The organism is Variovorax sp. UMC13, assembly GCF_014170375.1.
Lineage (GTDB): Bacteria > Pseudomonadota > Gammaproteobacteria > Burkholderiales > Burkholderiaceae_C > Variovorax.
Window position 1 is genome coordinate 153,748 of sequence record NZ_LZZW01000029.1, and the last position, 24,167, is coordinate 177,914.

Annotated in this window: 22 protein-coding genes; 19 read left to right on the top strand and 3 right to left on the bottom strand. The window is 69.9% G+C overall.

All coding sequences use genetic code 11. From position 1 onward, the window contains the following. Positions 1-5: 5 nt before the first annotated feature. Genes A9977_RS23160 through A9977_RS23170 form a run of 3 tightly spaced genes read right to left on the bottom strand, consistent with a single transcriptional unit; the run spans position 6 to position 4,069 of the window. On the bottom strand, positions 6-1,400 hold the full coding sequence (locus A9977_RS23160; RefSeq protein WP_183027190.1) for an FGGY family carbohydrate kinase: 1,395 nt from the start codon (positions 1,398-1,400) through the stop codon (positions 6-8). After that, entirely contained in the window at positions 1,401-2,627 is a 1,227-nt protein-coding gene (locus tag A9977_RS23165; RefSeq protein WP_183027191.1) for an NAD(P)/FAD-dependent oxidoreductase, read from the bottom strand. After that, positions 2,624-4,069: an NAD(P)/FAD-dependent oxidoreductase gene (locus A9977_RS23170; protein WP_183027192.1), complete on the bottom strand. Its 1,446-nt coding sequence runs from the start codon at positions 4,067-4,069 to the stop codon at positions 2,624-2,626. The genes A9977_RS23165 and A9977_RS23170 overlap by 4 nt, the downstream gene beginning before the upstream one ends. Before the next feature lie 425 nt (positions 4,070-4,494). Here A9977_RS23170 and A9977_RS23175 point away from each other — a divergent pair, with 425 nt between their 5' ends. From A9977_RS23175 to A9977_RS23265, 19 genes are all read left to right on the top strand, one after another. Beyond that, positions 4,495-5,931, top strand: coding sequence for an amidase (locus A9977_RS23175; RefSeq protein ID WP_183027193.1), 1,437 nt, complete (start codon positions 4,495-4,497; stop codon positions 5,929-5,931). Between the two features lie 17 nt (positions 5,932-5,948). Beyond that, the gene (locus A9977_RS23180) at positions 5,949-7,529 is read left to right on the top strand and encodes an ABC transporter substrate-binding protein (protein ID WP_183027194.1); all 1,581 of its coding nucleotides are present in this window, start codon (positions 5,949-5,951) and stop codon (positions 7,527-7,529) included. A 15-nt stretch (positions 7,530-7,544) separates the two neighbouring features. Next, positions 7,545-8,486 (top strand): ABC transporter permease, encoded by a 942-nt coding sequence (locus A9977_RS23185; RefSeq protein ID WP_183027195.1) that lies wholly within the window; start codon positions 7,545-7,547, stop codon positions 8,484-8,486. After that, positions 8,483-9,301: an ABC transporter permease gene (locus tag A9977_RS23190; protein WP_183027196.1), complete on the top strand. Its 819-nt coding sequence runs from the start codon at positions 8,483-8,485 to the stop codon at positions 9,299-9,301. The genes A9977_RS23185 and A9977_RS23190 overlap by 4 nt, the downstream gene beginning before the upstream one ends. Continuing rightward, complete coding sequence (locus tag A9977_RS23195; protein WP_183027197.1) at positions 9,301-10,164, top strand: ABC transporter ATP-binding protein; 864 nt, start codon at positions 9,301-9,303, stop codon at positions 10,162-10,164. Before A9977_RS23190 ends, A9977_RS23195 begins: the two co-directional genes overlap by 1 nt. Next, positions 10,164-10,991, top strand: a complete 828-nt coding sequence (locus tag A9977_RS23200) for an ATP-binding cassette domain-containing protein (protein WP_259652107.1) — start codon at positions 10,164-10,166, stop codon at positions 10,989-10,991. Before A9977_RS23195 ends, A9977_RS23200 begins: the two co-directional genes overlap by 1 nt. 305 nt (positions 10,992-11,296) lie before the next feature. Further along, entirely contained in the window at positions 11,297-11,539 is a 243-nt protein-coding gene (locus A9977_RS23205; RefSeq protein WP_183027198.1) for a hypothetical protein, read from the top strand. Between the two features lie 182 nt (positions 11,540-11,721). Further along, positions 11,722-12,273 (top strand): OsmC family protein, encoded by a 552-nt coding sequence (locus A9977_RS23210; protein ID WP_183027199.1) that lies wholly within the window; start codon positions 11,722-11,724, stop codon positions 12,271-12,273. Positions 12,274-12,288: 15 nt separating this feature from the next. Then, positions 12,289-13,098, top strand: a complete 810-nt coding sequence (locus A9977_RS23215; protein ID WP_183027200.1) for a VOC family protein — start codon at positions 12,289-12,291, stop codon at positions 13,096-13,098. Between the two features lie 220 nt (positions 13,099-13,318). Next, complete coding sequence (locus A9977_RS23220) at positions 13,319-14,944, top strand: TIGR04028 family ABC transporter substrate-binding protein (protein WP_405054702.1); 1,626 nt, start codon at positions 13,319-13,321, stop codon at positions 14,942-14,944. A gap of 8 nt (positions 14,945-14,952) precedes the next feature. Beyond that, positions 14,953-15,891 (top strand): ABC transporter permease, encoded by a 939-nt coding sequence (locus A9977_RS23225; protein WP_183027202.1) that lies wholly within the window; start codon positions 14,953-14,955, stop codon positions 15,889-15,891. A gap of 4 nt (positions 15,892-15,895) precedes the next feature. Further along, the gene (locus A9977_RS23230) at positions 15,896-16,840 is read left to right on the top strand and encodes an ABC transporter permease (protein ID WP_183027203.1); all 945 of its coding nucleotides are present in this window, start codon (positions 15,896-15,898) and stop codon (positions 16,838-16,840) included. Between the two features lie 8 nt (positions 16,841-16,848). After that, positions 16,849-18,510 (top strand): ABC transporter ATP-binding protein, encoded by a 1,662-nt coding sequence (locus A9977_RS23235; protein ID WP_183027273.1) that lies wholly within the window; start codon positions 16,849-16,851, stop codon positions 18,508-18,510. Beyond that, positions 18,464-19,513: a putative FMN-dependent luciferase-like monooxygenase gene (locus tag A9977_RS23240; RefSeq protein WP_220812024.1), complete on the top strand. Its 1,050-nt coding sequence runs from the start codon at positions 18,464-18,466 to the stop codon at positions 19,511-19,513. Before A9977_RS23235 ends, A9977_RS23240 begins: the two co-directional genes overlap by 47 nt. Beyond that, entirely contained in the window at positions 19,510-20,136 is a 627-nt protein-coding gene (locus tag A9977_RS23245; RefSeq protein ID WP_183027204.1) for a CMD domain protein, read from the top strand. The genes A9977_RS23240 and A9977_RS23245 overlap by 4 nt, the downstream gene beginning before the upstream one ends. A gap of 18 nt (positions 20,137-20,154) precedes the next feature. After that, positions 20,155-20,760: an alkylhydroperoxidase domain protein gene (locus A9977_RS23250; RefSeq protein ID WP_183027205.1), complete on the top strand. Its 606-nt coding sequence runs from the start codon at positions 20,155-20,157 to the stop codon at positions 20,758-20,760. Between the two features lie 164 nt (positions 20,761-20,924). Further along, a complete protein-coding gene (locus A9977_RS23255; protein WP_183027206.1) occupies positions 20,925-21,725 on the top strand; it encodes an IclR family transcriptional regulator in 801 nt (266 codons plus the stop codon). Between the two features lie 222 nt (positions 21,726-21,947). Beyond that, entirely contained in the window at positions 21,948-22,790 is an 843-nt protein-coding gene (locus A9977_RS23260; RefSeq protein ID WP_183027207.1) for an alpha/beta fold hydrolase, read from the top strand. 5 nt (positions 22,791-22,795) lie between these two features. Further along, the gene (locus A9977_RS23265; protein ID WP_183027208.1) at positions 22,796-24,160 is read left to right on the top strand and encodes an amidohydrolase family protein; all 1,365 of its coding nucleotides are present in this window, start codon (positions 22,796-22,798) and stop codon (positions 24,158-24,160) included. Positions 24,161-24,167: the final 7 nt, after the last annotated feature.

The window sequence follows — 24,167 nt, forward strand, 5'->3', positions numbered from 1 at the left end:
GATGCTCACTGGCGCCAGTGCCGCGCGCGCTGCAGCGCCGAGGCGAAGCGCCGGCGGTCCGCGTCGGCCACCCGACCGTCGGGATCAAAGCGGCTCAGCGTGCCCCGCAGCGCGCTCACGTCGGCACCGCAGAGGCCGGCCAGGCCCAGGGCGCTCAGTTCGTACATCGACGGCACCGTGACCGTCCGTTCGCAGGCCGAGGCCAGGAAGCGCGCGAAGTAGGGGCTCTGCGAGAGCCCGCCATCGATGGAGAGGGTGTCGCCCGGCGCGCGGGTCGGGGTGGCGGCGGCGTCCACCAGGCCGGCGCTCAGCATGGCGACGCCCTCGAGCACCGTGCGCACCAGGTCGCGGCGGTCGGTGGCGTGGTCCATGCCGATGAACAGCGGCGCGGCGCTGCGGTCCCAGTGCGGGGCCGCCAGGCCCGACAGCGCGGGCACGAAGACGATGCCCCGGCTCAGCGCGGAAGGGCCTTCGAAGTGCTGCAACTCCTCCATCGTGTCGAAGAGGCCGAGGCTGCGCGCCCATTCCAGCGCGGCGCCCGCGTCGTAGACGCCGCCCTCGACGGCATGGACCGGCGGCGCGCCCTTCAGCTGCCAGGCGATGGTCGGCAGCAGCGCGCTCGGCGCCGGGCGCCGCGGCCCGGTGATCGCGAGGAAGAAGGCGCCGGTGCCGAAGGTGATCTTGCTGTCGCCCGGCACCCTGCAACCGTGGCCGTACAGCGCGGCCTGCTGGTCGACGATGGCGGCCCGCACCGGCACGCCCTCGATGCTGCCGAAGCCTTCGTCGACCGGCACGATGCGCGGCAGGCATTCGATGGGCACGCCATGGAATTCGCACATCTCAGGGCTCCATGCCAGCCGCTGCAGGTCCATCAGGCCGGTGCGCGAGGCGGTGGCCACGTCGGTCAGGCATTGGCCCGTGAGGCGCTGCAGGAAGAAGGCGTCGGTTGTGCCCAGCCGCAGGCGCCCGGCGCGCAGCGCCTGCGCCACCGCGGGCAGGTGAGTCACCAGCCAGGCCAGCTTGCTGGCGGAGAAGTAGGGGTCCAGCGGCAGGCCGGTGATCGCGCGCGAACGCCGGTCGGCGGCGTCGCCCAGGGCTTTCAGCGCGTCCTCGGTGCGCGCGTCCTGCCAGACGATGACCGGCGACAGCGCCTGGCCGGTGAGCGCATCCCAGGCCAGGCAGCTCTCGCCCTGGTTGGCCAGGCCGATCGCATCGACCGCGCCCGCGCTGTCGAGCACCGCGCGCACGTTCGCCAGCAGTTCCTCGGGGTCGTGTTCGACCCATCCCGGCGCGGGGTGGTGCCGTGCATGGCGCCGCGAAGCGGCCAGCCTCACGCCCTGCGCTTCCACCACCAGGCAGCGGGTGGAGGTCGTTCCCTGGTCGATCGCTGCAATCCGCATTCAGGCGTTCTCCTCGAAGACAAATGAAATCCGGCCGGCCTCCGGCGCACCGGGCGGCATCGGCACCAGGATGCGCCGTTCGGGCAGCCAGTGGCCGCTGTGGCGCCAGGCCGGGATGCCGTCGAGCAGCAAAGTGATGCGTCCGACCGCCGCGCGCGTCATGCGCAGCTGGAAGTGCCGGAAGGCGTGGACCGCCAGGCGGTCGCCGCTGCGCAGCAGGCCCGGCACGACCAGCTTGATCGGCGCGTCGAAGTGCACCCGCACGGGCTCGCGCGTCGCGGTCGGCCGCGCCAGGTCGTCGGCCACGGCCCGGCCGACCGAGCGCCCCTCGCGGAAGGCCCAACCGCCGGTCTCGACGGCCCGCAGCACGTTGCCGGCCGCGAAGTAGAGCGGATTCTGCAGCCGGCCGTGCTGGTCCACGAGCGGCGCGCCGCTGCCGGCGGCCACGCCCAGCTCGCCCAGCAGGTGCAGCGACGCCTCGGGCGTGAAGCGGCCGGTGAACAGCACGCCGTCGCATTCGATCTCGCTCAGGCGGTCGCCGTGCCGGAGCGTGACCGACTCGACCCGCTGGCGGCCCCGGATGTCGACGATCTCCGCGCTGCGGTGGAAGGGGATGCCCAGCACCGTCGGCAGCCAGGTCAGCGGTTGTCTGGCCGTTGCGCGCGCATTGGCCTCGACCATCGCCACCGGCCGGGCGCCATGGCCGATGCAGGTCAGGACCGCCGACAGGGACACCAGTTCGGAGCCGACGATCAGCGGCCGGCGAAAGGGCATGAGCCCGTGGAAGGCCACATAGGACTGGAGGGCGCCGGTGGTCAGCACGCCCAGCGGCCGGTCGCCCGACACCAGCCGCGCCGAGCGCGGGGTTTCGCGGGCGCCGGTGGAGGTGACGATGCGGCGCCCCCGCAGGCTGGAGACGCCGTGGGGGCTGCTCACCAGCAGTTCGCCGTCGTCGCCCAGGCGCACCACCGAGTGCGAGGTGCGCACGTCGACGCCCGCGGCCAGGGCCTCCTGCTGCAGCCGGCGCCCGTAGCTCGCGCCGAGGTAGACGCGATGGAACTCCCGCATGCCGAAGGGCGAGTGGCTGCAATGGCGCGTGGCGCCGCCGAGCTCGGTCTCGCGGTCGAGCAGCACCACGTCCCTGACGCCGCGCCGCCGCAACTCCACGGCCGCCGCGACGCCAGAGGGGCCGCCGCCCACGACGATCACATCATGGGTCGCGCTCATCGGGCCGCGTCCCCGGCCTTGACGGCCAGCGGCACCGGCCACAGGTCCTGCGTCATGTCGGCCAGCCTGGCGTTGCAGTAGAAGCCCTGGCAGCGGCCCATGCCGGCCCGCGTGCGCCGGCGCAGCCCGCCGAAGTCGCCCGGGGGCACGGGGCTGTTCAGCGCGGCGACGATCTCGCGTTTCGTCACCAGCTCGCAGTGGCAGACGATCTCGCCGTGCTCGGGCGCCTGCCAGTCGCGCCGGCGGCATTCCGCGAGGTTGGGCATGCGCACCATCGGCACGGCCGGTGCCGCGTGCGCGACGGCGCCGAAGCCCGCATGCAGCTGCAGCGCATGCTGGGCCAGGCCCAGGGCGGCGCTCAGGCCGGTCGAGCGGATCCCGCCCAGCGTGATGGCGCGCTGCTCGGCGCGCACGAAGACCCGGTAGGCCTTGTCCTCGGTCGCGGGGCGCAGGCCCGCATACACCGCGGTCACCGGGATGGCCGCGAGCGCGGGCACGATCTCGGCCGCCTTGCGCAGCAGCATCTCCAGCGTGGCCTGCTCGACCGTGGCCCGGTCCCGGTCCTCCTGCTCCTCGGCGGTCGGGCCGACGAGCACGTTCCCGAAGGCCGTGGGGCACACCACGATGCCCTTGGTGATCTCGGTGGGCACGGGCAGGACGATGCGCGGCACGTAGCGCGCGGCGGCCTTGTCGAGCACCACGAACTGGCCCTTGCGCGGCCGGATCTGGAACGCGCGCGGCAGGCCCAGTCGTTCGTCGACGAGGTCGCCGAACAGTCCCGCGGCGTTGACGACCGACGCGGCCTCGACCCGGCCCGCGGTGGTCTGCAGCTGCCAGCCGCCGTCGAAGCTGCCTCGCACGACTTCGGCATGGCGCAGGAACACCGCGCCCAGCGCCACGGCCTGGGTCAGGTAGGCGAGCGGGGCCGACCAGGGGTCGATCACGTGCTCGTCGACCACCTCCAGCGCCTGCACCAGCCGCTCGGACAGGTGCGGCATGGACTGCCGCGCTTCCTTCGCGCCGAGCAGGCGGAGCTTCTGCACCCCGTTGCGCCGGCCCTGCGCCTCGATGGCGGCCAGCTTGTCGGCCTGCTGCGCGTCCCAGGCGCACACCAGCGCGCCGGTCTGCACCAGCGGCAGGTTGAGCCCGTCGGCGATCTCCAGGTATTCCTCCCGGCCCGCCTGGACCAGGGCGTGCTCCAGGCTGTCCTGCGGCGCATCGAAGCCGGTGTGGAGGATCGCGCTGTTCGCCTTGGAGGCGCCCGACAGCAGGTCGGCCCCCTTCTCGATCAACACCACCCGCGCGCCGGCCAGCGCGAAGCGGCGGGCCACGGCACATCCCACCACGCCCGCGCCGATGACGGCCACGTCGAACCGCCCCTCGGCGGCCCTGGCCTTCTGCTGCGCGCCAGCCTGCGCTTCATGTCCAACACATTCGGTCATTATTTATGCCACTTTTCGGCGTTTTGTGGCCGAATCATAGTATCTTTCTGCCCGAACGTACACATCGGGACAACCCTTTGAACACGAACGGTCAGTGGATGCTGGCCGCCCCAGCCGGCGTGCGGTGGATGCGGGATCGGCGAGTTCCTCCAATGAGGATCGCAGGAGATTGCGGACCTTGAGCGGTGTTCTCAGACCATGAGATGGCTGCACCGAATCGGGCGCCGTCCGCGCACCAGCACTGTGCTTCGTCGCACCTGGTCAGTGATTTGACGGAGATTTAGACCATTCGGTAGATGTAAATGACCATTCGGGTAACTACGATGTGACGCGTGACCGTTACGGTCTGAAAATTGCAAAGACTGTGGAGTCGTTTTTTCCAACAACGCCCGAACGGGCATCACGAGGTAACTATGGATAGAAAGTTGAGCGAACTGGATGCTGTGGCTTGCGCGGAACTGGTCGCCAGCGGCGAGGTCAGCGCGGTCGAGATGGTCGAGGCGGCCATCGACCGCATCGAGCAGGTCAATGGCGATGTGCATGCGGTCATCCATCCGCGCTACGAGCGTGCGCTCGAAGAAGCCCGGAACGCGCAGAACGGCACGGCCCGCTTCCGCGGCGTCCCGATCCTCGTGAAGGACCTCGACGGCACGCTGGCCGGCGAGCCCTACCACGGCGGCATGAAGTTCCTGAAGGAACTGGGCTGGAAGGAGACCGAGGACTCGACCCTGTTCCGTCGCCTCAAGGAGGCCGGCTTCATCGTGGTGGGCAAGACCAACACGCCCGAACTCGGCACCATGACGACCACCGAGCCGCTGGCGCACGGCCCGACCCGCAACCCCTACAACCTCGAACACTCGACCGGCGGCTCCAGCGGCGGCTCGGCCGCGGCGGTCGCGGCCCGCATGGTGCCGCTGGCCCACGCGGGTGACGGCGGCGGCTCCATCCGCGTGCCGGCCAGCGAATGCGGCCTGGTCGGCCTGAAGCCCTCGCGCGGCCGCGTCTCCCTCGGGCCGGTCGAGAGCGAAGGCTGGGCCGGCATGGTGAGCCGCCACGTCGTCACCCGGACCGTGCGCGACAGCGCCGCGGTGCTGGACATCCTGGGCCAGCCGATGCCCGGCGACCCCTACGGCCCGCTGCAGGCGGCGCCTGCCGGTGGCTATGAAAGCATCCACCGGATCGCGCCGCCGCGGCTGCGCGCGGGCCTGATGCTGCAGACGCCCGGCAACGAGTACCCGATGGACCCCGAAGTGATCGAAGCCACCCGGCTGTGCGGCCGGCTGCTGGAAGGCATGGGCCACGCGGTCGACGAATCGCATCCGCGCGCGCTCGACAACGACGTGATGATGAGCAACGTCGGCGTGATCATCCGCACCTGGACCGCCGCCTCGCTGGAAGCCTGGGGCGAGCGCATCGGCCGGCAGATCGTCGAATCGGACGTCGAGCCGCTGAACTGGGTCTACCTCAAGGACGGCCAGACCTACAACGCGGTGCAGTACGTGCGCGCGCTGGAGCGCCTGCATGCCTGGTCGCGCGATGTCGAGAGCTGGTGGAACGACTACGACATCCTGGTCACGCCCACGGTCTGCGAGCTGCCGCCCCCGCTGGGCGCGTTCCGCACGACCGACGACCCCTGGGCCCCCTTCCACAAGGGCAAGGTGATCTCCGCCATGGCGCGCCCCTTCAACGTCACCGGCCAGCCCGCCATCTCGGTGCCGCTGACCGTGTCGAAGTCCGGACTGCCGATCGGCATCCAGATCGTCGCCAGCGAAGGCCGTGAAGACCTGCTGCTGCAGATCGCGGCGCAGCTGGAAACGCAGCTGCAGTGGCAAGACCGCCGCCCCACCCATTCCGCCCGTTGACCGTTGGAGTATCGAAGATGAGCCCCGTTCTTTCCCGCCTCACCCGGACCCTGCAACTGAGCGCCGTCGCCGCGCTCCTCGGCGTCACCGCCGTCCATGCCCAACTGCACGACAAGAAGACGCTGACCGCCGTGCTGGAGGCGGACGTGCGGGTGCTCGACCCGTCCTTCACCACCGTCTACATCACCCGCACTTTCGGCTTCATGGTGTTCGACACGTTGTTCTCGCAGGCCGAGGACGGCTCGGTCAAGCCGCAGATGCTCGAGAGCTTCGACGTGAGCCCCGACAAGATGGTCTACAAGTTCGTCCTGCGCGACGGCCTCAGGTTCCACGACGGCAGCAAGGTCACCTCGGCCGACGTGGTGGCCTCGCTGCAGCGCTGGGGCCAGAAGGACGCCCTGGGCAAGGCCCTCACGGCGGCCACCAAGAGCCTCGTCGCGGCCGACGAGAAGACCATCGTGCTGACGCTGGGCAAGCCCTACGGCCAGGTGCTGCAGACGCTGGGCAAGCCCTCGGCGATGGTGCCCTTCATCATGCCGGCGCGCCTGGCCAAGACGCCGCTGAGCGAGCAGGTGCCCGAGATCATCGGCTCGGGTCCCTTCGTCTTCAAGCGCAGCGAATGGAAGCCCGGCAGCCAGATGACCTTCGAGCGCTTCAAGGACTACGTGCCGCGCAAGGAGGCCGCGGACTTCCTGGCGGGCGGCAAGGTGGCCAAGGTGGACCGGGTGATCTGGAAGGTGATCCCCGACGCGAACACCGCCATCTCGGCGCTGCAGGCCGGCGAGGTCGACTACGTGCAGTACCCGAGCTTCGACATGCTCAAGCCGCTGCAGAAGGACCCGAGCGTCCGGCTCGTGAGCGCCAAGGGCGCGGGCATGTTCATGGGCCACTTCCGCCTGAACCACCTCGAGAAGCCCTTCGACGACCCGGCGATCCGGCGCGTCGTCAACATGGCCGTCGACTCGTCCAAGTTCATGGCCGCGCTGGGCGTGCCGCCCGAGTTCGCGGTCACGAACTGCCTGGCCTACTTCAGCTGCGGCGGCACCTACGAAAGCAATGCGGGCAGCGAACTCGTCGCACCGCGCACCGTCGCCGCCGCCAAGGCGGCCCTGGCCAAGACCAAGTACAAGGGCGAGAAGATCACCATCCTGCAAGGCACGGACATCGAAGCGCCGCGCGTGTCGGGCGAGGTGCTCGCGCAGACGCTGCGCGAGGTCGGCTTCAACGTCGACCTCCAGAGCATGGACTGGGGCAGCGTGGTGTCCAAGCGCGCCTCGAAAACGGGATGGCATCTGTTCTCGGTGCACAACGCGGGCTACGACATGGCCAACCCGCTCACCAACCTCTACATCGGCAACAACTGCGCCGACTACCCGGGCTGGTCCTGCGACGAGCGCATGACGAAGAAGCTCGCCGAGTTCCGCGAGACCGCGGACCTGGCCAAGCAGAAGGAACTGGCGGCCGACATCCAGAAGCTGGCCTACGAGACCACGCCGTCGGTGGTCTGGGGCCAGTTCGCGCAGCCCGCGGCGCTCAGCAAGGAGCTCAAGGGAATGATCAACTCGTCGATTCCAGTCTTCTGGAACGTCTCGAAGTAACGCGCAGCGCACGTCATGCCAAGGCTGATTCTTTCCCGGCTGATGGCGACCATTCCGGTGGTCGCCATCGTGGCCCTCTTCATTTTCCTGATGCTGCGACTCAGCCCTGGCGACCCGGCCATCATCATGGCCGGCGACAACGCCACGCCGGCCGAGCTGGCCGCCATCCGCGCCCAGCTCGGCCTCGACCAGCCGCTGATCCTGAGCTTCCTGCGCTGGGCGGGCCAGGTGCTCCAGGGCGACCTGGGCATGTCGCTGTTCGCGCACATCCCGGTGACCGAGCTCATCGGCCAGCGGCTGGAACCCACGCTGATGCTGACCCTGTGCGCCACCCTGTTCTCGGTCACGGTCGCCGTGCCGCTGGGCGTGGTGGCGGGCATCCACCAGGGCAAGCTCATCGACCGCCTCGTGATGGTGATGGTGGTGCTGGGCTTCTCGCTGCCGGTGTTCCTCATCGGCTACGGGCTGGTCCGGGAGCTGTCGATCCAGGCCGGCTTCTTTCCGGTCCAGGGCTACGTCTCGATCTTCGACGACCCGCTGCGGTCGCTGCACCATCTGGTGCTGCCGACCGTCACCGTGGGGCTGGCCTATGCGTCGCTGGTGGCGCGCATGACGCGCTCCTCGATCATCGAGGTGATGAAGCAGGACTACATCCGCACGGCGCGGGCGAAGGGGCTCCGGCCGCTGGTGGTGCTGGGCATCCATGCGCTCAAGAACGCCTCGCCGCCGATCATCACCACCATCGGCGCCGGTGTGGCGGTGCTGCTCGGCGGCGTGGTCGTCACCGAGAGCGTGTTCGCCATTCCCGGCCTGGGCCGGCTCACGGTCGACGTGGTGCTGCGCCGCGACTACCCGGTGATCCAGGGGCTGCTGCTGCTCTTCTCGGGTCTCTACTTCCTGGTCAACCTGGTCGTTGACATCCTCTACGTGATGGTCGATCCACGGGTGCGCACATGAAACTGCTCAGAACCCGCAACATCCTCGCGCTGGTCTGCGCGACCTACCTGCTGCTGCTGGTCTTGTCGACCCTGTTCGCCGCGCAGATCACCAGCTTCGATCCCAAGGCGATGGCGCCGCTGCAGCGCCTGCAGGCGCCGTCGATGGCCCACTGGTTCGGTACCGATTCCTTCGGCCGCGACGTCTTCACCCGCACCCTCTACGGCGGCCAGGTCAGCCTGGTGGTGGGCGTGGCCGTGACGCTGCTGGCGCTGCTCATCGGCACCACCATCGGCCTGGTCAGCGGCTACTTCAGCGCGCTGGACAAGATCCTGATGCGCATCATGGACGGCATCATGTCGATGCCCGGCATCGTGCTGGCCGTGGCGCTGATGGCGCTCTTCAACGCCGACATCAAGACGGTGGTGATCGCCATCACCATCCCCGAGATCCCGCGGGTGGCGCGGCTCGTGCGCTCGGTGGTGCTGACCATCCGCGAGCAGGAGTTCGTGCAGGCCGCCATCGTGACCGGCTGCACGGTGCCGCAGATCCTGTACCGCCACATCCTGCCCAACGCGGCCGGTCCGCTGGCGGTGCAGGCCACCTTCGTCTGCGCCTCGGCGATCCTGCTCGAGGCCTACCTCAGCTTCCTGGGCGTCGGCCTGCCGCAGGAGACGCCGACCTGGGGCAACATCATGAGCGGCGGCCGGCTTTCGGTGCAGGTCGCCTTCTGGGCCATCCTCTATCCCGGCATCGTGCTCGCGCTCACCATCCTCTCGGTCAACGTGCTGGGCGACAGCATCCGCGACCTGTTCGACCCCAAAGGAAAAAAGTGATGAGCACCAACGTTCTGGAGGTCAGGGGGCTGTCGATCGCGGTCGGCGGCGAGGAGGGCGACAGCTCGCTGGTGCGCGACGTCAGCTTCTCGCTGCCCGAGGGGAAGACCGTCGGCATCGTCGGTGAGAGCGGCAGCGGCAAGACGCTGACCTCGCTCGCGCTCATGGGCCTCTTGAGCCCGCCGCTGAAGGTCACGGCCGGCAGCATCCGGCTCGCCGGCGAGGAGCTGGTGGGCGCGCCGGAGCAGCGGCTGCGCGCACTGCGCGGCAACCGGATGGCGATGGTCTTCCAGGAGCCGATGACCTCGCTCAACCCGGTGCTGAGCATCGGCTACCAGCTCTCGGAAGCCCTGATGGTGCACAGCGGCTGCAGCCGCAAGGAGGCACTGGCCAAGGCCGTGCAATTGCTCGACCGCGTGCGGATCCCCAAGGCCAGGGAGCGGCTCAAGAGCTATCCGCACGAGCTTTCGGGCGGGATGCGCCAGCGCGTGATGATCGCGATGGCCATGATGTGCGACCCGAAGGTGATCGTGGCCGACGAGCCCACCACGGCGCTGGACGTCACGGTGCAGGCCGAGGTGCTGATGCTGCTCAAGGACCTGCAGCGCGAATACCGCACGGCCGTGGTGTTCATCTCGCACGACCTGGGCGTGATCGGCGACGTCTGCGACGAGGTCATGGTCATGTACCGCGGCGACGTCGTCGAGACCGGCGTGGTCGCAGAGGTGCTGCAGCGGCCCCGCCATTCCTACACCGCCGCGCTGCTGGCCGCCCGGCCGGCCTTCCATCGGGGCGCGCATGCGCTTCGACTGGACAAGAGGACGCGGCTGGCGGACCTGAACTCAATGATGGAGGCCACCTGATGCCCAACACCGCAGCAATGCCGGCACCCCGTGCCGGTGCCCACGTTCTCGAGGCCCGCAACCTCGTCAAGGACTACAAGACAAAGAAGAACGAGGACGGCAGCAAGACCTTCCGCGCCGTCGACGGCGTCTCCTTCAACCTGGCGCGCGGCCAGACCCTGAGCATCGTGGGCGAGAGCGGCAGCGGCAAGTCGACGGTGGCGCGGATGGTCATGCGGCTGATCGAACCAACGAGCGGCCAGGTGGACATCGACGGGCGCGACTGGCTGGCGCTCAAGGGCTCGGCGCTGCGCGCCGCGCGCCGCAAGCTCCAGCTGGTGTTCCAGGACCCGTACTCCTCGATCAACCCGCGCATGAAGGTCCACCAGATCGTCTCGGAACCGCTGCGGAATTTCGGCCTCTGCCCGGCTTCGCAACTGAAGGACCGCGCGGCCGAACTGCTCGAGAAGGTGGGGCTGCCGACCGCCGCGCTGGAGCGCTATCCGCACCAGTTCTCCGGCGGGCAGCGCCAGCGCATCGTGATCGCGCGCGCGCTGGCCTCGGAACCGGAGATCATCATCTGCGACGAGGCGGTGTCGGCGCTCGACGTCTCGATCCAGGCCCAGATCCTGAACCTGCTGCGCGACATCCAGGCCAAGACCGACGTGGCCTTCCTGTTCATCTCGCACGACCTGGCCGTGGTGCAGCACATCAGCGACGAGGTGCTGGTCATGCGCAAGGGCCAGGTCGTCGAGCGGGGAGACGTGCGCAGCCTCTTCTCGGCGCCGAAGCACGAGTACACCGTCAAGCTGCTGGATTCGGTGCCGGGGCAGCGGGTCTTTTCCTAGGCGCTGGAAAGCGCCGCGCACCTTCACCGCGTGGCGCGTCCGCGCGATGCCGGTCCGCCCTCCGGCGCCGCCTGGGCCACGGCGGCCGGCCGACGATCGCACGGGGGCAAGTATCATATTGTCACAATTGCTTTCGAGGCCGCCGGCGAGCGCTTCGCCTGTCTTCGCCTGTCCGGAGCAACCCACCGCCTTGACGGCCTTCAGAGGAATGCATGGAGATCTACGGGTCAGCTCGCCGCGTCCGAACGAAGCTGCCAAGGCCTGCCCGGCAACGACAGTCCAACCCACGCCCTATGTCGATCTCCATGCTCCAGTCCCTCTCCGAGACGAACTTTCCCGTGACGATCAAGGGCGGCGAGGACGTCGATGCGATCCACATCCTGGTGATCGCGGGCCATGTGGAAGCCGACATCGCGAAGGCGGTTCGCACGCCCGCCGGCTGGATGAACCCCACCGCCACCGTGACCTCCATCACGCGCACAGGCCTCCAGATGCTGCGGCTCTTTCCCAGGAGGTCCAGCGCGCGCAAGCGACTGAACGCCGGCTGAAGGGCCGGCGCGGCGCAGCGCGCCGGGCCGATATGCGGATTCCGAGCAAGCCAGCTTCTTTTTCTTCGTTCCCTGTCGCGCCGCCGGCGCGAAGAATCCCGGGCTTCCGCTGCCCCGGAACCAGGGCGCATGCGTCCCGGCAGGTCCGCCGGGCGTCGTCCCTGGAACGAAGAAAGAACACCATGAGCCATCTCAACGACTACCTGGCCGAGAAGCGCGCGGCCGTGCTGGCGCGCAGCGCCGCCATCGAGGCCGGCACCGCGCAGCCGGCGCAATTGAAGGCCACCGTGCGGGCCGAAGGCCGCAGCGGCGTGCGCCGCCTGCGCATCCGCGACCATCAGGTGATCAGCGACAGCCCGCCCGACTTCGCGGGCTACAACCTGGGCCCGAGTTCGCCCGAGCTGCAGCTCGGCGTGCTGGGCACCTGCGTGACCCACATCTTCCTGATCCAGGCGGCCGAACGGCAGGTGCCGCTGGAGAGCCTCGAGGTCGAGGTGACCGGCATCATCGATCCGCGCGGCGGCAAACCCGGCCATGAAGAGACGCCGATCTGGCCGCACCAGATCGCCTACACCGTGCACATCGATTCGCCGGCCAGCCGCGCCGACATCGACGCGCTGTTCGAGGCGGTCGAGCGCAACTGCCCGATCCTCAACCTGCTGCGCAACCCGCAGACCATCCGGGCCGAGGTCAAGCTCACCAACTCGCTGGCTGACACCCGCGTCGCGGCCTGAACAGGAGCGCCCGCCATGTCCCTCACGCTCGACCACATCGTCATCGCCGTCCACGACCTCGACACCACCATCGCCGACTACACGGCGCTGGGCTTCAACGTACAGCGCGGCGGCGACCATCCCGGCCGCTCGACGCACAACGCCCTGGTGGTGTTCGCCGACGGCAGCTATTTCGAACTCATCGCCTGGAAGCAGCCGGCGCCCCAGGAGCGCTGGTGGCAACTGCTGCAGCGCCAGGGCGAAGGCATCATCGACTTCGCCCTGCTGCCGCGCAGCGTCGCCGACACCGTGGCCCAGGCCGGCCAGCGCGGCCTGGTGCTCGACGGACCGCTCGAAGGCGGGCGCCTGCGCCCCGACGGCGAACGCCTGCACTGGCAGACCGCACGGCCGCCGTCGACCGATCTGCCCTTCCTGTGCGGCGACGTCACGCCGCGCGCCTTGCGCGTGCCCGAGGGCGGCGCGCGCGTGCATCCCAACGGCGCGCTCGGCGTGGCCAGCCTGGCGGTCGCGGTGCACGACCTCGACGCCACGCTGGCGCGCTACCGCGCGCTGTTCGGCAATGGCGCCCATGTCGCGATCGGCCAGCCCGTGCCGCTGCCGGGGCAGGGCCTGCGGCTGGCGGTGATCGCCTTCGGCAGCAGTGCGCTGGTGCTGTCCACGGCGCGTGAACCGGCCGAGGGGCAGGTCGAAGGCCCCTATGCGCTGGTGCTGCGCACCGCCGATGCCACACAGCCGCTCGGTGCGGTGGACCGGGTGCGCAGCCATGGCGCGCGCATCGAGTTCGAGCGTGCGGGCACCTCGGCGCCGGCCGTGAACCGCGACTGAATTCCGCACCGCGGTTCAGGCAGCGATGCGGGCATCGCTTATTTGGTGGCCGCATAACGATGCTACTTAATCGGTGCCCAAAGCACAGGCGCCTGACTACGATTTCCCAGGCCGGCGAGGCGCTTGCGAGCGCCGCCGGGCCGTTCTTCCTCTCCATCGAAAGTACTTCGTGATCGTGTTTTCCAGAAGGTTTGAGCGCGCGGCTGCGGCCGCTGCCGTCGTGGCTTTGTTGGCGCTGGTCGCCGCCTGCTCCAAGACCGCCGACGCGCCGGCCGCCTCTGCGGCCGCGAATCCCTCGGCCCCCGTGACCGGCGGCACGCTGGTCTACCTGGAGCAGCAGGCGCACACCAACCTGTACCCACCTGCGGGCGGCTTCTATCCCAACGGCGGCATCCTCAACCAGATCACCGACAAGCTGACCTACCAGGACCCGAAGACGCTCAAGGTCGAGCCCTGGATCGCGGAATCGTGGACGGTCAACGACGCGGTCACCGAGTACACCTTCAAGCTGCGCGAAGGCGTGAGCTTCTCCGACGGCACGCCGCTGGACGCGGCCGCGGTGGCGAAGAATTTCGACACCTTCGGCAAGGGCAACAAGGAACTCAAGCAGCCGGTGTCCGAGGCGATCAACAACTACGACCGCAGCGAAGTGATCGATGCACGCACGGTCAAGTTCTATTTCAAGAAACCGTCGCCGGGCTTCCTGCAGGGCACCTCGGTGATCGGTTCGGGCCTGGTGTCGCTGGGCACGCTGGCCCGCCCCTTCGAGGAACTGGGCGACGCGACCAGGATCATCGGCTCCGGCCCCTTCGTCGTGACCAGCGAAACGCTGGGCAAGGAGCTGGTGCTGTCGGTGCGCAAGGACTACGCCTGGGGCCCGAGCACGCTCGCGCACCAGGGCCGCGCGCGGCTCGACGAGATCAAGCTCATCGTGACGCCGGAAGACAGCGTGCGCATCGGTGCGCTGGTGGCCGGCCAGGCCGGCTTCATCCGCCAGGTGCAGGCCTACGACGAGAAGCGCGTGAAGGACCAGGGCTTCGCGATCTACGCGCCCCCGACGCGCGGCGTGAACAACAGCATCAACTTCCGCCCGGACAACCCGCTGGTGGCCGACGTGCGCGTGCGCCAGGCGCTGCTGCATGCAACGAACACCAAGGAGATCGTCGAGACCCTGTTCTCGTCGAACTACCCGCAAGCCACCTCGGTGATCGCCGCCACCGCGGCCGGCTACGTGGACCTGTCGGCCAAGCTGGGCTACGACGAAGCCAAGGCCAGGCAGCTGCTCGACGAGGCCGGCTGGACCGTCGGCGCCAACGGCACGCGGAGCAAGGACGGCCAGGAACTGGCACTGCGTGCCTACGAGGCGCTGCCCCAGCCGCAGAACAAGGCGACGCTGCAACTGGTGGCGCAGCAGTGGGCCAAGATCGGCGTCAAGCTCAACGTGCTCACCGGCGACGCGGGCACCACGACCCTCGACAACCTCGACCCGGCCAAGACGGCGGTGCTGCCGACCATGGTGGGCCGCGCCGATCCCGACGTGATCAAGAGCCAGTACTACCCGACCAACCGCAACGTGCTGTTGCAGAAGGGCGGCGTGAGCGACAAGGTCAAGGGCTTCGTGGACGCCAAGCTCAACGGGTTGCTCGAAGGCATCGCCAGCGAGGTCGATCCGGCCAAGCGGCTGGCGCTGGTCGGCGAGGTGCAGAACTACCTGATCGACCAGGCCTACGTGATCCCGATCTTCGAAGAGCCGCAGGCCTTCGCGGGCGCGCCGTGGGTCAGGGACGTGGGCTACGAAGCCGTCGGCCGGCCGAGCTTCTACGCCGCCTGGCTGGCCGCCCACTGAGCCGCTGAATGAGCAAGTACCTCTGGAGCCGCATCGCGCAGGCCTTGGTGGTGCTGTGGGCCGCGTTCACCGCGTCCTTCGTGCTGCTGCAGGCCCTGCCCGGGGATGCGGTGCTGATCAAGTTCCTCAACCCCGAACTGGGGCTGGGGCCGACGGAGATCGCCGATATCCGCGCCGCCTACGGCGCCGACAGCCCGGTGTGGGAGCGCTATTTCCACACCCTGTGGAATTTCCTGGGCGGCAACTTCGGCTACTCGATGCAGGCTGGCGTGCCGGTGAGCCAGGGCCTGGCGGTCAACCTGCCGCCCACGCTGCGGCTCGCGAGCTTCGGCTTCGGCGTGGCGCTGCTGCTGGCGGTGGGCCTGGCCTTCCTGTCGAACCTCACGCGCTTCGCCTGGCTGCGCGCGGCAATCCAGTCGCTGCCCTCGCTGTTCATCTCGGTGCCGGTGTTCTGGCTGGGCATCATGCTGATCCAGGTCTTCTCGTTCCGGCTCGGCCTGATCCCGGTGATCAACCCGGGCAAGTGGGAAGGGCTGGTGCTGCCGACGCTCACGCTGGCCATCCCGATCTCCGCGCCGCTGGCGCAGATCCTCATGCGCAACATCGACCAGGTGCTCACGCAGCCCTTCGTGACCGTGGCGCGGGCCAAGGGCGCGACGCGCAACTGGGTGCTGTGGAAGCACGTGGCGCGCAACGCCGTTCTGCCGACGCTGACCATCGCGGGCATCCTGTTCGGCGAACTGCTGGCCGGCGCGGTGGTGACCGAGGCGGTGTTCGGGCTCAACGGCCTGGGCAGCCTCACGCAGCAGGCGGTGGGCAACCAGGACACGGCGGTGCTGCAGGCCATCGTGGTGATCTCCGCCGCGGCCTTCGTTCTCATCAATCTCGTGGTCGACCTGTTGTATCCGGTGCTCGACCCGCGCCTGCGCGTCCAACTGGGCCACTGACACCATGAGCCTCACTCTCGAGATCGATTCGCTGGCGCCCACGGGCGCGGCCCGCACCGCGGTCGCGAACCCGGTGGCCGCCAGCCCGGCGGCCGTTCCGGCGAAGGCCACGCCCGCATGGCGCAAGGGCCTGCACAAGGCGTGGAAGGCCGTGCGCCGCGCGCAACCCGGTCTGCTGCTCGCCTGGCTGGTGATCGCCACCGTCACGCTGTGGGCCATCGCGCCGGGCCTGTTCTCGGGCTACAACCCGGTGCAGGGCACCTCGGGCCAGCACCTGCTGGCACCGAGCGCCACCCACCTGCTGGGCACCGACGGCCTGGGCCGCGACCTCTATGCGCGCGTGGTGCACGGCGCGGTGCATTCGCTGTCGGGCGCTTTCCTGGCCGTGACCGTCGGCCTGCTGCTGGGCACCACCATCGGCGTGCTCGCGGGCTCGGTCGGCGGGCTGGTGGAAGACGCGCTGATGCGCGTGGTCGACGTGTTGCTGGCCGTGCCCTCGCTGCTGCTGTCGCTGAGCATCATCATCATCCTGGGCTTCGGCACGCTGAACGCCGCGCTCGCGGTCGGCATCGCCTCGGTGGCGGGCTTCGCGCGGCTGGTGCGCTCGGAGGTGGTGCGGGTGCGCCGCGCCGAATACGTCGAGGCGGCCTTCGGCAGCGGCGGCAGCTTTCGCAGCGTGCTCTGGCGCCATGTGCTGCCCAACTCGCTGACCTCGGTGGTGGCCATGGCCGCGCTGCAGTTCGGCAGCGCCATCCTCTCGATCTCGACCCTGGGCTTCCTGGGCTACGGCGCGCCGCCGCCCACGCCCGAATGGGGCCTGCTGATCGCCGAAGGCCGCAACTACATCTCGACCGGCTGGTGGCTCACCACCGTGCCCGGCCTGGTCGTGGTGGCCGTGGTGCTGTCGGCCAACCGCATCAGCGTGGCGGTGTCGAAGGGGCGCCGGTGAGCGCGGCCATGCCGCCGGTGCTCGAGGTCGAAGGCCTCTCCATCGGCTACCGCGACAAGGACACGCTGCACCGTGTGGTGCACGACGTGTCCTTCACCATCCACCCGGGCGAGATCGTCGCGCTGGTGGGTGAATCGGGCTCGGGCAAGACCACCACCGCACAGGCGGTGATCGGCCTGCTGCCCGAGAACGGCCAGCGCGAGGCCGGCGCGATCCGGCTCAACGGCGTCGACGTCGCGAACTGGTCGCAGAAGCGCTTCGACGGCATCCGCGGCTCGGTCGTCAGCCTGATCCCGCAGGACCCGACCAGCTCGCTGAACCCGGTGCGCACCGTGGGCGAGCAGGTGGCCGAGATCCTGCGCATCCACCGCCGCGTCGAGCGGCGCGAGGTCAACGCCCGCGTGGTCGAGCTGCTGGCCCGCGTCGGGCTCTCGCAGCCCGAGCTGCGCGCGCGCCAGTACCCGCACGAACTCTCGGGCGGCATGAAGCAGCGCGTGCTGATCGCGATCGCGATCGCGTTGCAGCCCGCGCTGATCATTGCCGACGAACCCACCAGCGCGCTCGACGTGACGGTGCAAAAGCGCATCCTCGACCTGATCGACGAACTGCGCCTGGCCTACGGCACGGCCGTGCTGCTGGTGACGCACGACCTGGGCGTGGCCACCGATCGCGCGAGCCGCATCGTGGTGCTGCAGGGCGGCCGCATCCAGGAGCAGGGCCCCACGGCCGAACTGCTGGGCAAGCCGAGCAGCCCCTACACGCGCCAGCTGCTGGCCGATGCGCCCTCGCTCGCGATGGCGGACTTCCGGCCGGAGCGCGCGCCGACGGCAACCGCGGAAGACGACTTCGCCATCGTGGTCGAGCACCTGGTGCACGACTTCGCGGTCGGCGGCAAAGGGGGCACGGCCTTCCGCGCGGTCGACGACGTGTCCTTCCGCGTGCGGCGCGGCACCACCCATGCGATCGTGGGCGAGTCGGGCTCGGGCAAGACCACCACCATCCGCGACGTGGTGGGCTTTCGCCAGCCGACCAGCGGCCGCATCCTGATCGAGGGCACCGAGCTCACGACCCTGCGCGGCGAGGCGCTGCGCCAGTTCCGCCGCAAGATCCAGCTGGTCCACCAGAACCCCTTCAGCTCGCTCGACCCACGCCAGACCATCTTCCAGATCATCGAGGAGCCCCTGCGCAACTTCGAGCCGCTAAGCGCCGACGAGCGCCAACGCCGCGTCGAGCACATCCTCGCGCGCGTCGGGCTGCCGCCCGCGGTGCTGCAGCGCCGGCCGCATGCGCTGTCGGGCGGGCAGCGCCAGCGCGTGGCCATTGCGCGCGCGCTGGTGCTCGAGCCGCGGGTGCTGGTGCTGGACGAGGCCGTGTCCGCGCTCGACGTGACCGTGCAGGCGCAGATCCTGCGGCTGCTCGACCAACTGCAGGCCGAACTCGGCCTGACCTATCTCTTCATTTCGCACGACCTCGCGGTGGTGCGCCAGATCGCGGACACCGTGTCGGTGCTGCAGAACGGGCGGCAGGTCGATGCCGGCCGCGTGGAAGACGTCTTCCTCTGGCCGCACAGCGCCTACACGCGCGAACTCATCGACGCCATCCCCGGCAAAAGGAATTCCGATCTTGTTTCCCAACATCCAGCGCCTGGGCTTCTTCAGCCGGCTTCTTGACGACGCCACCGCCGCCGAGCGCTACCGCCTCGTCACCGAACAGATCCTGCACGCCGAAGCCCTGGGCTTCGATTCGGCCTGGGTCGCGCAGCACCACTTCCACGAGGCCGAGGGCGGGCTGCCGTCGCCGCTGGTCTTTCTTGCTTCGGTGGCGGCGCGCACCCAGCGCATCCGGCTCGGCACCGGCATCGTCACGCTGCCACTGGAGAACCCGGTGCGCGTGGCCGAGGATGCGGTGGTGCTCGACTTGATCGCGGGCGGGCGGCTGGAGTTCGGCGTGGGCACCGGCGGCACGCCTTCGTCGTTCACGGCCTTCGGCCAGCAGAGCGAACAGCGCGCGGCGGTGTTCGCCAGCCACCTCGCACAGGTGCGCGAGGCCTGGGCCGGCCGGCCGCTGCAAGGCGGCGATCGCCTGTACCCGGTCTCGGCGCAGTTGCCCGACCGCGTCTGGCAGGCCAGCTTCTCGGTCGCCGGCGGCGCGCGCGCGGGCCTGGCCGGCGACGGCCTGATGCTCTCGCGCACCCAGCCCCGGCCGGCCGATGCGCCGCAGGCCACGCTGGCCGAGATCCAGCTGCCGATCATCGAGGCCTACCTGGCCGCGCTGCCCGCGGGCCGCGCGCCGCGCATCGTGGGCTCGCGCTCGGTCTTCGTGGCCGACGATCGCGCGCTCGCGCGCCGGCTGGCAGAGGAGGGCCTGCGCCGCAGCCTGGCGCGCCAGAGCGATCCGGCGCTCGCGGGCCTGCCCTTCACGCTCGACCAGCTGATCGCGCGCCAGGACGTGCACGTGGGCACGCCCGACGAGGTGATCGCCTCGCTGCGCGCCGACCGCACCTTGGCCCAGGTGACCGACCTGGTGTGCCAGGTGCACTCGGTGGACCCGCCGCACCGCCACATCCTGCGCTCGATCGAGCTCATCGCCACCGAGGTCGCGCCCGCGCTCGGCTGGGCCGGGGCGTCGACCAAAAACATTTCTTCCCACGCACCTCTCCAGGCCATCGCATGACTGTCTCCTCCCTTCCGGACGTGATCGACCAACTGGTCGGCATCCAGCCCGGCGACGCGCTCGACGCGATCCGCGCCCAGCGCCAGCAGGCCCGCCTGCACGCGCAGCAAAGCCACATCGCGCTGTTCGAGCCCGCCGATCTCGCGGGCTCGACCTTCACCGCCGCCGAGCGCCATGCGCTGGCGGTCTTCGTGGCCGGGCTGCACGGCCAGGTCGAGTTGGGGGCCTTCCATGCGAGCGCGCTGCTGCTGGCGGGCGCGCCCACCGCGCTGTTCGATGCCGTGAGCGCCGAGGCCGAAGCCGGCGCGGGCCGTGGCCCCTACGGCAGCTACCCGGTGGGCCCGCTGAGCGCCGAGAACGCGCCCGGTCCGCTGTACGCTGCAAGCGCCGCCCGTCGCGCCGTGCTCGGCACGCGGCTCGCCGCCGCATTGGCGCATGCGCACCGGCTGGTGTTCCATCCGCGCGATGCCGAGGCCGCCTGGCTGCAGGCGCTGCTGGACGCAGGCTGGTCGACCACCGAGATCGTCACGCTGTCGCAGCTGGTGTCCTTCCTGAGCTTCCAGATCCGCGTGATCGCGGGCCTGCGCGCACTGGCCGCGCAAGCTTCCCTGGCCATCGCCTGAACAGACTCCTTCCTTCCCATGAGCACCCAGACACTCTCGCATCCCGGCAACGTGCCGCCCAACGCCTTCACGCAGGCGCAGCTCGAATGGCTGCCCTGGCTCGAACCGCTGCCGCAGGAGGAACTGACCGATCGCCACCTGGCGGGCCTGGTCGATGCCTCGCGCGCCAAGTCGCCGTACTTCATGCTGCTGGCGCGCGACCCGGACATCCTCGGCGCGCGCACCCGCACCGACAAGGACATCTTCTACAACCCCGAGGCCGGGCTGCCGCGCGCCGAGCGCGAACTGGCGGCCGCGGCCACCTCGCGCTACAACGGCTGCATCTACTGCGCCTCGGTGCACGCGCGCTTCGCCACGCATTTCTCGCCCCGCTCGGCCGACATCCAGCGCCTGCTCGACGAAGGCGTGGTCGCGGCGCTGGACCCGCGCTGGGACGCGATCGTGGCCGCGTCGGTGGCGCTGTCGGCGACGCCCGTCGCCTTCGACGCAACCCACGTCGAGGCGCTGCGGGCCGTGGGGCTGGACGACCTCGCGGTCTCCGACGTGATCCACGGCGCCGCCTTCTTCAACTGGGCCAACCGCTTGATGCTGTCGCTGGGCGAGCCCCAGGCACCGGCCGCCTGAGGCCGAACGCGCGCCCTTCACGCGCACCGCATCCGACCCGCCGCGCCGGCGCTATGCTCGCAGCACCCTCGCGGTCTGCGGCCCGTGTCCGGCGGACGTTTCCGTCCGCGCCGCCGAGGGCAGGGCAGCGAACGCACGGAATCTGTGGAGAGCGAGAGTCAAGGATGAGTGAAGGTACGAAGGAGCAGAAGGGCCAGCCGCTGGTGACGGGCCTGCTGCGGGGGCTCGAGGTGCTGCGCTGTTTCGACCTCGGGCGCGAACGCCTCGGCAGCTCGGACATCGCACGCATGACGGGCCTGCCCCAGCCCACCGTCTGGCGGCTGTGCAAGACGCTCGAGCACGGCGGCTACCTGATCGCCGACCGCGACGGCTCGCGCTTCCGCCCGGGCCTGTCGATCCTCACGCTGGGCTATGCGGCCCTCGACACGCTCGAGCTGGCCGAGCTCGCGCGCCCACTGCTGCAGGACGTGGCCACGCGCTTCCATGGCGGCGCCAGCCTGTCGACGCGCGAGCGCACCTCGATGCTCTACCTGCAGCGCTACGAGGCGCCGAACGCGGTGCTCAACGTCAACGTGCGGGTCGGCTCCGAGGTGCCGATCATGAACAGTGGCACCGGCTGGGCCTACCTGGCCGGACTCGACGACGCGGCGCGCGCGCAGGCACTGCACGAGTGCAAGGCGGCCGACGCCGCGCTCTACAGGAAGCACGAGAAGGGCGCGCTGAAGGCGATTGCCGACTACCGCAAGATCGGCTTCATCACCAACATCGACGTCTTCTTCCCGGGCCTGAGCACGGTGGCGGTGCCGCTGCCGAGCGCGCCGGGCGGCACGCCCTACGTGCTCAACTGCACCTCGCCCTCGGCCGCGCTGGCCGACCCCGAGGTGCGCCATGAAGCGGGCCTCGCGCTGATGCACGCGGTGGAGCAGCTGCGCCGCGCGGCGGCGCGGCTCGACACGGCCGGCTAGGCACGGGCCGCCCTGCGCGCCCACTGGTTGCGCAGGCTCTTGTTTCTTCTTCCTGATCTTCTGGCGACCCTGACGCCGGCGCGCGTTCGCGCGTCTCGCGGCCTGCCCCGGTCCTAGGTGAACTCCCTGATGCAGCCGCCGGCCGTTGGCTCGTACGATTAGTGAATAGATTATTCATTAGATGAATAAATTGTCTTCAAGTCCACTTTTCAAGGAAGCAACGTGATCAGTTATCCCTTCTCCGTCCAAGGCATCCACACCCGCGTCCTGGAGGCCGGCCAGGGCGAGCGCGCGGTGGTCTTCGTGCACGGCACCGGCGGCCGTGCCGACCGCTGGGTGCGCAACATCGACGCCATCGCCGCCGCCGGCTACCACGTGTACGCGCTGGACCTGCCGGGCCACGGCTATGCATCGAAGGGCGCCGAGGTCGCCTGCTCGGTGCCCGCCTACCGCGACTTCCTGGGCCAATTCCTCGACGCGCAGAAGATCGATCGCGCGACCATCGTCGGCACCTCGCTGGGCGGCCATGTGGTGGCGGCGTACGCGGTGGCCCACCCGGCGCGCATCGACGGCATCGCGCTGGTGGGCAGCATGGGCCTGGTGCCGATCGGTGACGAGGCGCGTGGCCGCATCCAGGCCGGTGCCAACAACCAGACGCGCGACGGCGTGGCGACCAAGCTGGCGCGCGTGATCCACGACCAGGCGCTGGTCACGGCCGAGATGCAGGAAGAGGAATGGCGCATCAACAACTCGGCCGGCGCCGCCGAGTCCTTCGCCACGCTGGGCCGCTACATCGCCGCCGACCTGGACCGCGACGTGGTGGGCGAGCCGCTGGCCGGCACCGACTTCCCGGTGCTGCTGGTCTGGGGCGAGGAAGACAAGACCGTGCCGCCCGCGGTCGGCGAGAAGGCCCGCGCCATGCTGCCGCGCAGCCGCTTGGCCCTGCTGGCCGGCGCGGCCCACACCGCCTACTACGAGAAGCCCGAGCTGTTCAACCGCGTGCTGCTGGACTTCCTCGCGGGGCAGGGCGCCACGCACCAGGCCGCCGGGCTGCAGTGGAAGTGAATGCCGTGACGGGCTCCGCAGACACCAAGCGCTACCTGACCGGCGGCCGGCTGATCGACGGCACGGGCGACGCGCCGCAGCCGCTGCACTGGATGGAACTCAGTGGCGAGCGCATCACCGACATCGAGGCCGGCGAAGGCCCGGGCCGGCCGCTGCCGCCGGGTGCGGTGATCGCCTTCGATGCCGCCGGCAAGACCGTGATGCCGGGCCTGATCGACGCCCACTGCCACATCAGCTACGGCGTGGCGCGCGGCATCGAGGAGCAGGACCTGTTCGGCTCGGCCGAGTACCGCTCGATCCGCGCCATGTACCACGCACAGACCGTGCTGCAGGCGGGCGTCACCTCGTGCAGCGACCCGGGCGGCGGCTGGTACGTGGCGGTCGCGGTGCGCGACGCGGTCAAGGCCGGGCTGTTCCCGGGGCCGCGCATCTCGGCCGCCGCGCGCTACCTGAGCACGCATGCCGCGCTGACCGACTACTTCCCCTCGTGGGTGGGCTCGCCGCGCTCGGGCGTGGGCGTGCTCACCGAAAGCGCGAGCCACATGGTCAACGAGGTGCGCGAGCAGATCAAGAACGGCGTCGACTTCATCAAGATCGCGGCCAGCGGCGAATCCGCCACGCTCACGCCGGGCGGCGGCAGCGTGCCGGCCTTCCGCGCGGAAGAGCTCAAGGTGATCGTCGACGAGGCGCACCGCCTCGGCCGCCGCGTGACCGCGCATGCGCGCAGCGGCCAGTCGGTGGAGGACTGCGTGGACGCGGGCATCGACTGGATCATGCATGCCGACTTCATGGACCGGCGCCAGGCCGACAAACTGGCCGCAAGCGGCATCCCCTGCTGCCCCACGCTGACCTTCGTGGCCAACGTGGCGCAATGGGGGCACATCGCGGGCTGTTCGCAGGGCCGCCTCGACCGCTTCCGGCGCGACCTCGACCTGGCCGTGACCAACCTCGACTACGCCTGGCGCAACGGCGTGCAGATGATGTGCGGCACCGACACCGGCTTCGCCGTCACGCCGTATGGCGAATGGCATGCGCGCGAGCTCGAGCTCTTCGTCGACCTGCTGGGCATGAGCCCGCTGCAGGCCATCACCTGCGCCACGCGCAATGCGGCGGTCACGGTCGATGCGGCCAACCTCGGCACGCTGCAGAAGGGCCGGCTGGCCGACTTCCTGGTGGTCGACGGCGACCCGCTGGCCGACATCCGCATCCTTCAGGACAAGACCCGCTTCAGCGCGATCTTCCAGGGCGGCCGGCCGGTCGACCTGACGCCGCAGAAACCCATCCACCGCTGGCCCTGGGAGCGTTCGCTGCAGATCTCCGAACGCGAGCTCTACCAGTCCACCGTGACCCAGGCGCTTGCGCACCCCTGACAGAGAT

What these genes read in the sequence shown, in the direction of transcription:
- A9977_RS23245 (WP_183027204.1), top strand. Translation starts at nt 19,510, where the DNA reads ATGACTGTCTCCTCCCTTCCGGACGTGATCGACCAACTGGTCGGCATC.
- A9977_RS23215 (WP_183027200.1), top strand. Translation starts at nt 12,289, where the DNA reads ATGTCCCTCACGCTCGACCACATCGTCATCGCCGTCCACGACCTCGAC.
- A9977_RS23235 (WP_183027273.1), top strand. Translation starts at nt 16,849, where the DNA reads ATGCCGCCGGTGCTCGAGGTCGAAGGCCTCTCCATCGGCTACCGCGAC.
- A9977_RS23160 (WP_183027190.1), bottom strand. Translation starts at nt 1,400, where the DNA reads ATGCGGATTGCAGCGATCGACCAGGGAACGACCTCCACCCGCTGCCTG.
- A9977_RS23210 (WP_183027199.1), top strand. Translation starts at nt 11,722, where the DNA reads ATGAGCCATCTCAACGACTACCTGGCCGAGAAGCGCGCGGCCGTGCTG.
- A9977_RS23200 (WP_259652107.1), top strand. Translation starts at nt 10,164, where the DNA reads ATGCCCAACACCGCAGCAATGCCGGCACCCCGTGCCGGTGCCCACGTT.
- A9977_RS23225 (WP_183027202.1), top strand. Translation starts at nt 14,953, where the DNA reads ATGAGCAAGTACCTCTGGAGCCGCATCGCGCAGGCCTTGGTGGTGCTG.
- A9977_RS23230 (WP_183027203.1), top strand. Translation starts at nt 15,896, where the DNA reads ATGAGCCTCACTCTCGAGATCGATTCGCTGGCGCCCACGGGCGCGGCC.
- A9977_RS23180 (WP_183027194.1), top strand. Translation starts at nt 5,949, where the DNA reads ATGAGCCCCGTTCTTTCCCGCCTCACCCGGACCCTGCAACTGAGCGCC.
- A9977_RS23250 (WP_183027205.1), top strand. Translation starts at nt 20,155, where the DNA reads ATGAGCACCCAGACACTCTCGCATCCCGGCAACGTGCCGCCCAACGCC.
- A9977_RS23185 (WP_183027195.1), top strand. Translation starts at nt 7,545, where the DNA reads ATGCCAAGGCTGATTCTTTCCCGGCTGATGGCGACCATTCCGGTGGTC.
- A9977_RS23195 (WP_183027197.1), top strand. Translation starts at nt 9,301, where the DNA reads ATGAGCACCAACGTTCTGGAGGTCAGGGGGCTGTCGATCGCGGTCGGC.
- A9977_RS23165 (WP_183027191.1), bottom strand. Translation starts at nt 2,627, where the DNA reads ATGAGCGCGACCCATGATGTGATCGTCGTGGGCGGCGGCCCCTCTGGC.
- A9977_RS23255 (WP_183027206.1), top strand. Translation starts at nt 20,925, where the DNA reads ATGAGTGAAGGTACGAAGGAGCAGAAGGGCCAGCCGCTGGTGACGGGC.
- A9977_RS23205 (WP_183027198.1), top strand. Translation starts at nt 11,297, where the DNA reads ATGCTCCAGTCCCTCTCCGAGACGAACTTTCCCGTGACGATCAAGGGC.
- A9977_RS23170 (WP_183027192.1), bottom strand. Translation starts at nt 4,069, where the DNA reads ATGACCGAATGTGTTGGACATGAAGCGCAGGCTGGCGCGCAGCAGAAG.
- A9977_RS23190 (WP_183027196.1), top strand. Translation starts at nt 8,483, where the DNA reads ATGAAACTGCTCAGAACCCGCAACATCCTCGCGCTGGTCTGCGCGACC.